A 6,320-nucleotide genomic window follows, 5' to 3' on the forward strand; every position below is an offset into this window, starting at 1 on the left:
GTTGAGGGGCAAGCGGGGCGCTGGCTTTGCGGGCCACGGGGACGGGGAGGGGAAGTGACGGTTGCCGTCGCAGTCGGCGGAGGGCAATTGCTGACGTCGGCGCTGCCCCTCACCTGCCTGCCGGCATCCTCTCCCCGTATGGTGACGGGGAGAGGGACGCTCCCGTCGCCGATTTCGCCAATCGCGGGCGCAGGATGGGCGGGAAGATCGCGGCCGCCCCCTTCTCCCGTCACTATACGGGGAGAAGGTGCCGGCAGGCGGATGAGGGTTCGGCAGGCACTCGTGCCGGCAAATCCCGGCCACAACCTTCGCCGCACCTAAATAAGCCGTGCCTTAAACATTAATCCACCAGTTTGGGGCATGATCCGCCGCTGCTGGGCAGGCTACGGTTTTGGGGGACTTCGAGAATGTTGCGATACGCAAGCGATTTCGTCCGTTCGCGAGGCGGCTCGATCGTGCCGGTGTTCCTCATGATCCTGGTGCCGCTGCTGCTCGCCGTCGGCCTCTCGGTCGACTACACCTCGGCGGTGCAGACGAAGAGCAACATGCAGAACGCGCTCGACGCGGCGATCCTGTCGATCACCACGCTGCCGAAGACCACCACGCTGGCCGACCGCGAGAAGTCGCTGCAGCAGTCCTTCGCCGCCAATGGCGGGCAAGGCAGCGCGACGCTCGACAGCTTCGTCGTGGCCGCCGACGGCACCGCCACCGCCAAGGCTTCGGCGCACTATCCGATGCCGACCAATTTCATGCAGATCGCCAAGGTCGACACGGTGCAGGTCGGCGTGACCTCGGCGGTGCGCAAGCGGCCGGCGCTGGTGCAGACGACGTTCAGGGTGACGAAAGTGTCCGGCTACTGGAACAAGACGATGACGCTCTACGGCACCAAGTTCGGCGACACCGTGGCCAAGCCGCTGATGACGATCACCTACACCTATAACGGCTTCGGCGACCCGAAGGGCTACGGCACCGCGATCGTCAGCACGATCAGCGGCAGCACCACGACCAAGGTCCAGCAGCAGGTCTGCACCACCGCCACGGTGAAGAACTTCAACAGCCTGCCCAGCGGCGCGATCACGCAGACCAGCGGCAGCAAGAAATATGTGACGACCTGCGCCGACACGTTCTATCCCGCCAACGGCACCGGCGCGGTGATCGACGTCAGCCAGATGGACAGCCTCTATCTGCAGATGGATGTGCCCTCGGGCAGCCCGAAGGTGCTGAAGTCGAACGATCCGAGCACCTCGAACCGGCTTTACATCGGCAACAGCACCACCACCATGCCCGAGGTCGCGACCGGCCAGACGGTCGACATCTTCACCGCCGTGCCCTGCGGCCAGACCGGCTACCAGGCCTGGGAAGACGGCGGCAACCCGGTGCCGGCCGACGTCAGCAACGCCGACTTCTTCTACACCGTCCAGGGCAAGTGCGACTTCAACCAGCGGCCGTCCAACACGGTGCTGACGCAGTGATGAGCTGATCTCCCCAAGTGGGGAGATCACGCACTCGAAGGGCGGTACCCTCCAGTTTCCGGATTGAAGAGCCAATGGGAGCATGAAGGGCGCCTTTCCTCTCCCCCGTCGATCGGGGGAGAGGTGTCGAGCGAAGCTCGACGGAGTGGGGGTCGACCAGCGCCGGCGTTCGTTGTTTCTGGCGGAGTGATGCCTGGCCCTGATTGGTGAATTGTCGGCGGCGGCGTATTTAAGAACCGCCTTCCCCCACTCCGTCGCTGCTTCGCAGCGACACCTCTCCCCCCTCCGGAGGGAGAGGAAAGGAGCCAGGCGGCGGACGGTATGAGCTGGCCAATCCCCCTTGCGGGGGGAGATGCGGGGAGGACAGCAGGGGTGCTGTCCCGCCGGCATTGCGGCGAGCTGCGCAGGCCTGCAATTAGACCTGTTGTGTGGTCTTGAGCCGACGCCTTACGAAAAAGACCCTTGATTGTTGAAGAGTCGGCGCTCTACGGCGCCCCCCTCTGTCCTGCCGGACATCTCCCCCACAAGGGGGGAGATCGGATGTCGCCCCAGGCTTCGCCAATCTCCAACGTCGCGTCCCTCAATCACAAACCGGTGATGCCTGTAACGAAGTCCTCCGGCACGGCGAAATGGGAGCATGACCCGCCGCAATGGAGACTGTTTCTCATGACCGGACCAAAGACAACGCTCGGCAAGGCATGGCTCGCCGGCGCGGCCTTCATCGCGCTGGCCGCCAGCGCCGGCGCGGCGTCGGCGCAGCCGCTGACCGTGGTCGAGCTGTTCACCAGCCAGGGCTGCTCGTCCTGCCCGCCGGCCAACGCCAATCTGATCAAGGTCAAGGACCGGCCGGGCGTGCTGGCGCTGTCGTTCAACGTCACCTACTGGGACTATCTCGGCTGGAAGGACACGTTCGGCCGGCAGGAGTTCACCCAGCGCCAGGTGAATTACGAGCCGCCGCTCGGCCATGACGGGCCGTTCACGCCGCAGGTGGTGGTGAACGGCAGCGCCGACGCGGTCGGCGCCGCGCCCGGCGAGATCGAGCGGCTGATCTCGACCAGCCCGCAGGCCAAGGGCCCGGCGCTTGCGCTCGGCGACGGCAAGGTGAGCATCGGCGCCGGCACGGCGCCCGGCGGGGCGGCCGATGTCTGGCTGGTGCGTTACAGACGCGGCGTCGTCGAAGTGCCGGTGGCGCGCGGCGAAAACACCGGCCGCACCCTGCCGCATGCCAATGTCGTGCATTCGCTGCAGCGGCTCGGCCGCTGGAACGGCGAGGCGACGACGCTGCCGCTGCCGGCCGATGGCGGCGGGCTCAACACCGCGGTGCTGGTGCAGACACCCGGCGGCGGGCCGATCCTGGCCGCCGCGGCGAACTGATCATCCCTTCTTCGCGCGATGCCGCAAGGGGCGGCAGCGCACCATCCGGCCCGCATCGCGCGCCACAACTCAAGGAGACTACCCATGACCAAATTCCTGACCGCGCTCGCCTTCGCGCTCGCAACCACGGCGTTCGCCGCCGGCGCCCGCGCCGACGACGCGACCAACGCCATGAAGCCGGCCACCGCGATGGCCACCGAGGCGATGAAGCCGGCAACGGACGCGATGAAGCCGGCGACCGACGCGATGAAGCCTGCCAATGCCATGGCGACCGATGCGATGAGCACGCAGGCGATGAAGCCGGCCGATGCCATGAAGCCGGCGACGGATGCGATGAAGCCGGCCACGGATGCGATGAAGCCCGTCGATGCGATGGCTCCAGCGCAATAAGTTGGGCCAAGGCTTGCGACGCCGCCGACAGCAGCCGACGCACGCCAAAGTGAGAACCCGGCGGCGGCCGGTTTCGTATATGGTGAACAGCAGCAAGGGAGTTCCAACATGACCGCAATTCGACAGCAGAAGCGATCATCGACCTTCGCCAAAGGCGCGCTCGCCGCGCTCGTCCTGACCGTCGCGGCCGCCGCGTTCTGGCAGACGCCGGCGGTCTCGGCCGAGGACGCGGTGGTGATCCCGCCGCCGGCAATTGACGAGAAGGCTGCCAGCGGCAGCGAGACGGCGGTCTTCGCCGGCGGCTGCTTCTGGGGCGTGCAGGGCGTGTTCCAGCACGTCAAGGGCGTGACCAAGGCGGTGTCCGGCTACACCGGCGGCAGCAAGGAAAACGCCGTCTACGAGGTCGTCGGCACCGGCAGCACCGGCCATGCCGAGTCGGTCGAGATCACCTACGACCCGTCGCAGGTGACCTATGGCCAGCTGCTGCAGGTCTATTTCTCGGTCGCGCACAATCCGACGCAGCTCAACTACCAGGGGCCGGACCACGGCACGCAGTACCGCTCGACGATCTTCGCCGGGAACGACCAGCAGAAGAAGGTGGCCGAGAGCTACATCGCCCAGCTCGACAAGGCCAAGGTGTTTTCCCAGCCGATCGTCACCACGCTGGAAACCGGCAAGACGTTCTATCCGGCCGAGGACTACCACCAGGATTTCCTGACGCTGAACCCGACCTATCCCTACATCGTCTACAACGACCTGCCCAAGGTGGCGAATTTGAAGACGCTGTTCCCGAAGCTCTACAGCGAGAAGCCGGTGCTGGTGCTGGCGTCGAGCAAGAGCTGAGCGGCAATCTCCCCCTCGAGGGGGAGATGTCGCCGAAGGCGACAGAGGGGGTCCGCGCGCGTGGGCGCCGACCCCTATCGGCGCCAGGAAGCAGGCCGAGCCCGGTCGGACCGACCCCCTCTGGCCTGCCGGCCATCTCCCCCTCGAGGGGGGAGAAAGACGCTCTCAATCGTATGTCAGATCCGTCGCCTTGCCGCCGAACACCCGGTAGGCATAGAACGAATAGAAGATGATGATCGGCAGCACCACGACGACGCCGACGAGGATCACGATCAGGCTTTCCGGCGCTGAGGCTGCCTGCCAGATGGTCAGCTTGTCGGGCACCACGAACGGGTAGAACGACCAGGCGAGGCCGGCGAAGCCGAGCGCGAAGATGGCGGCGAGCGTCAGGAACGGTGTCAGCGCGTGGCGGTCGTTCGGCTTCGGCAGATGGAAGGTCTGCCGCCACAGCCAGACGAACAGCAGCGCCGACAGGATGGGCAGCGGCGAGAGATAGAGGATCTCCGGAAAGAGGAACCATTTGTCGAAGATGCGCGGGCTGGCGAAGGGCGTCGCCAGAGACACCGCGACCATGCCGAGCGCGGCCAGCACCAGCGCGGTGCGCAGCCAGCGCACCGCCTTCTTCTGCAATTCGCCCTCGGTCTTGTAGATCAGCCAGGCCGAGCCCATCGCCGCATAGGCGGCCGACAGGCAGAGCGCCACCAGCGCGCCGAAGGCGATGCCGCCGAGGCCGACGTCGAGGCCGAGCACATAGACGCCCAGCATATAGCCCTGCGCCAGCGAGGCGACGGCCGAGCCGAGGAAGAAGATGCGGTTCCAGCGATGCTTGCTGCCGGCCGGCACCTTGGCGCGGAAGTCGAAGGCGACGCCGCGCAGGATCAGGCCGACCAGCAGCACGAAGACCGGAATGTAGAGCGCGCTGAGGATGGTGCCATGCGCCAGCGGGAAGGCGACCAGCAGCAGGCCGACGGCCAGCACCAGCCAGGTCTCGTTGGCGTCCCAGAACGGACCGATGGCGGCGATCATGGTGTCCTGCTCGTGGTCGTCGGCGGCGGCGAACAGGATGCCGATGCCGAGATCGAAACCGTCGAGGATGACGTAGATCAGGATGGCGAGGCCCATCAGGCCGGCGAAGACTAAGGGAAGCAGGGTTGGCCAGTCATAGGTCATTTTCTTCTCCTCGCGCGCCAGTCTCGATTGCCGAGGTCGGCGCCGCCCCTCATCCCCCTGCCGGGACCTTCTCCCCGTATGGTGACGGGGAGAAGGGGGCTGGCCGCAACAACAGCGTACTTCCTGCAACGTCGGCGATTGGCGAAACCGGCGATGGGAGCGCCCCTCTCCCCGTCCCTACACGGGGAGAGGATGCCGGCAGGCAGGTGAGGGGCAGCGCCAGCGTCCGGCGTCGAGTCAAGATTTCTTCGCAGTTCGACCACTGCGCTCACTCTCCTGCCGCCGGCTGCGACATGGCGGCGTTCATGACGCCCGGCAGCGGCGAGGCGTCGCCGTCCTTGGCCGCCTTCAGCGCCAGGTGCACCAGCACGCCGAGATAGGCGATCAGCAAAGCCAAATAGAGGACGAGATAGATGGCGAGCGTCAGCGCGACGTGGCTGCCGGCGACCGGGCCGACGGCATCGGCGGTCTTCAGCACGCCGGTGACCAGCCAGGGCTGGCGGCCGATCTCGGTGGTGTACCAGCCGGCCAGCGTCGCCACCCAGCCGGAGATCGTCATCGGCACCATCAGCAGCGCCAGCGGCCTCGGCAGGCTGTGGCGGCGCTTGAGGAAGAAGGCCGCCGACCACGAGACGATCAGCATCAGGATGCCGGTGCCGACCATGATGCGAAAACCCCAGAACACCGGGAAGACCGGCGGGTGGTTGCCGGGATAGTCGTTCAGCCCCGGCACGACGCCGCTGGTTGAGTGCCTCAGCACGAGGCTGGCGCCGTCGGGGATGGCGACCTCGAATTTGTTCTCCCGGGCCGCCTCGTCGGGCCATGCGAACAGCACCAGCGGCACGTTGGGGCCGGTGTTCCAGTTGGCTTCCATGGCGGCGATCTTCTGCGGCTGGTGCTCCAGCGTGTTCAGGCCGTGCTGGTCGCCGGCGAAAATCTGGATCGGGATCAGGATGGCGGCGGTGAAGACGCCGGTGCGCAGCGCCTTCCACATCGATTCCGAGCGGTCGCCGGTGAGGTAGCGCAGCGCCGACAGGCCGGCGATGAGGAAGGAGACGGTCAGCCCCGAGG

At 66.6% G+C, this 6,320-nt stretch carries 6 protein-coding genes; 4 read left to right on the top strand and 2 right to left on the bottom strand.

What is annotated here, in order from left to right; translation table 11 throughout:
* Positions 1–407: 407 nt before the first annotated feature.
* From EN738_RS29005 to msrA, 4 genes are all read left to right on the top strand, one after another.
* Complete coding sequence (locus EN738_RS29005) at positions 408–1,472, top strand: TadE/TadG family type IV pilus assembly protein (protein WP_127286646.1); 1,065 nt, start codon at positions 408–410, stop codon at positions 1,470–1,472.
* A gap of 666 nt (positions 1,473–2,138) precedes the next feature.
* The gene (locus EN738_RS29010; RefSeq protein WP_127286647.1) at positions 2,139–2,846 is read left to right on the top strand and encodes a DUF1223 domain-containing protein; all 708 of its coding nucleotides are present in this window, start codon (positions 2,139–2,141) and stop codon (positions 2,844–2,846) included.
* 84 nt (positions 2,847–2,930) lie between these two features.
* The gene (locus EN738_RS29015) at positions 2,931–3,236 is read left to right on the top strand and encodes a hypothetical protein (protein ID WP_127286648.1); all 306 of its coding nucleotides are present in this window, start codon (positions 2,931–2,933) and stop codon (positions 3,234–3,236) included.
* Positions 3,237–3,344: 108 nt separating this feature from the next.
* Positions 3,345–4,079, top strand: a complete 735-nt coding sequence (gene msrA, locus EN738_RS29020; protein WP_127286649.1) for a peptide-methionine (S)-S-oxide reductase MsrA — start codon at positions 3,345–3,347, stop codon at positions 4,077–4,079.
* 165 nt (positions 4,080–4,244) lie between these two features.
* On the opposite strand, the gene EN738_RS29025 is transcribed toward msrA, so the two are convergent.
* Together EN738_RS29025 and EN738_RS29035 are read right to left on the bottom strand one after the other, a co-directional pair.
* The gene (locus EN738_RS29025; RefSeq protein ID WP_127286650.1) at positions 4,245–5,249 is read right to left on the bottom strand and encodes a cytochrome d ubiquinol oxidase subunit II; all 1,005 of its coding nucleotides are present in this window, start codon (positions 5,247–5,249) and stop codon (positions 4,245–4,247) included.
* A 268-nt stretch (positions 5,250–5,517) separates the two neighbouring features.
* Positions 5,518–6,320: cytochrome ubiquinol oxidase subunit I (locus tag EN738_RS29035; protein WP_145966963.1), on the bottom strand; the 803-nt coding region annotated here is incomplete at its 5' end.

The organism is Mesorhizobium sp. M4B.F.Ca.ET.017.02.2.1, assembly GCF_003998955.1.
Lineage (GTDB): Bacteria > Pseudomonadota > Alphaproteobacteria > Rhizobiales > Rhizobiaceae > Mesorhizobium > Mesorhizobium abyssinicae.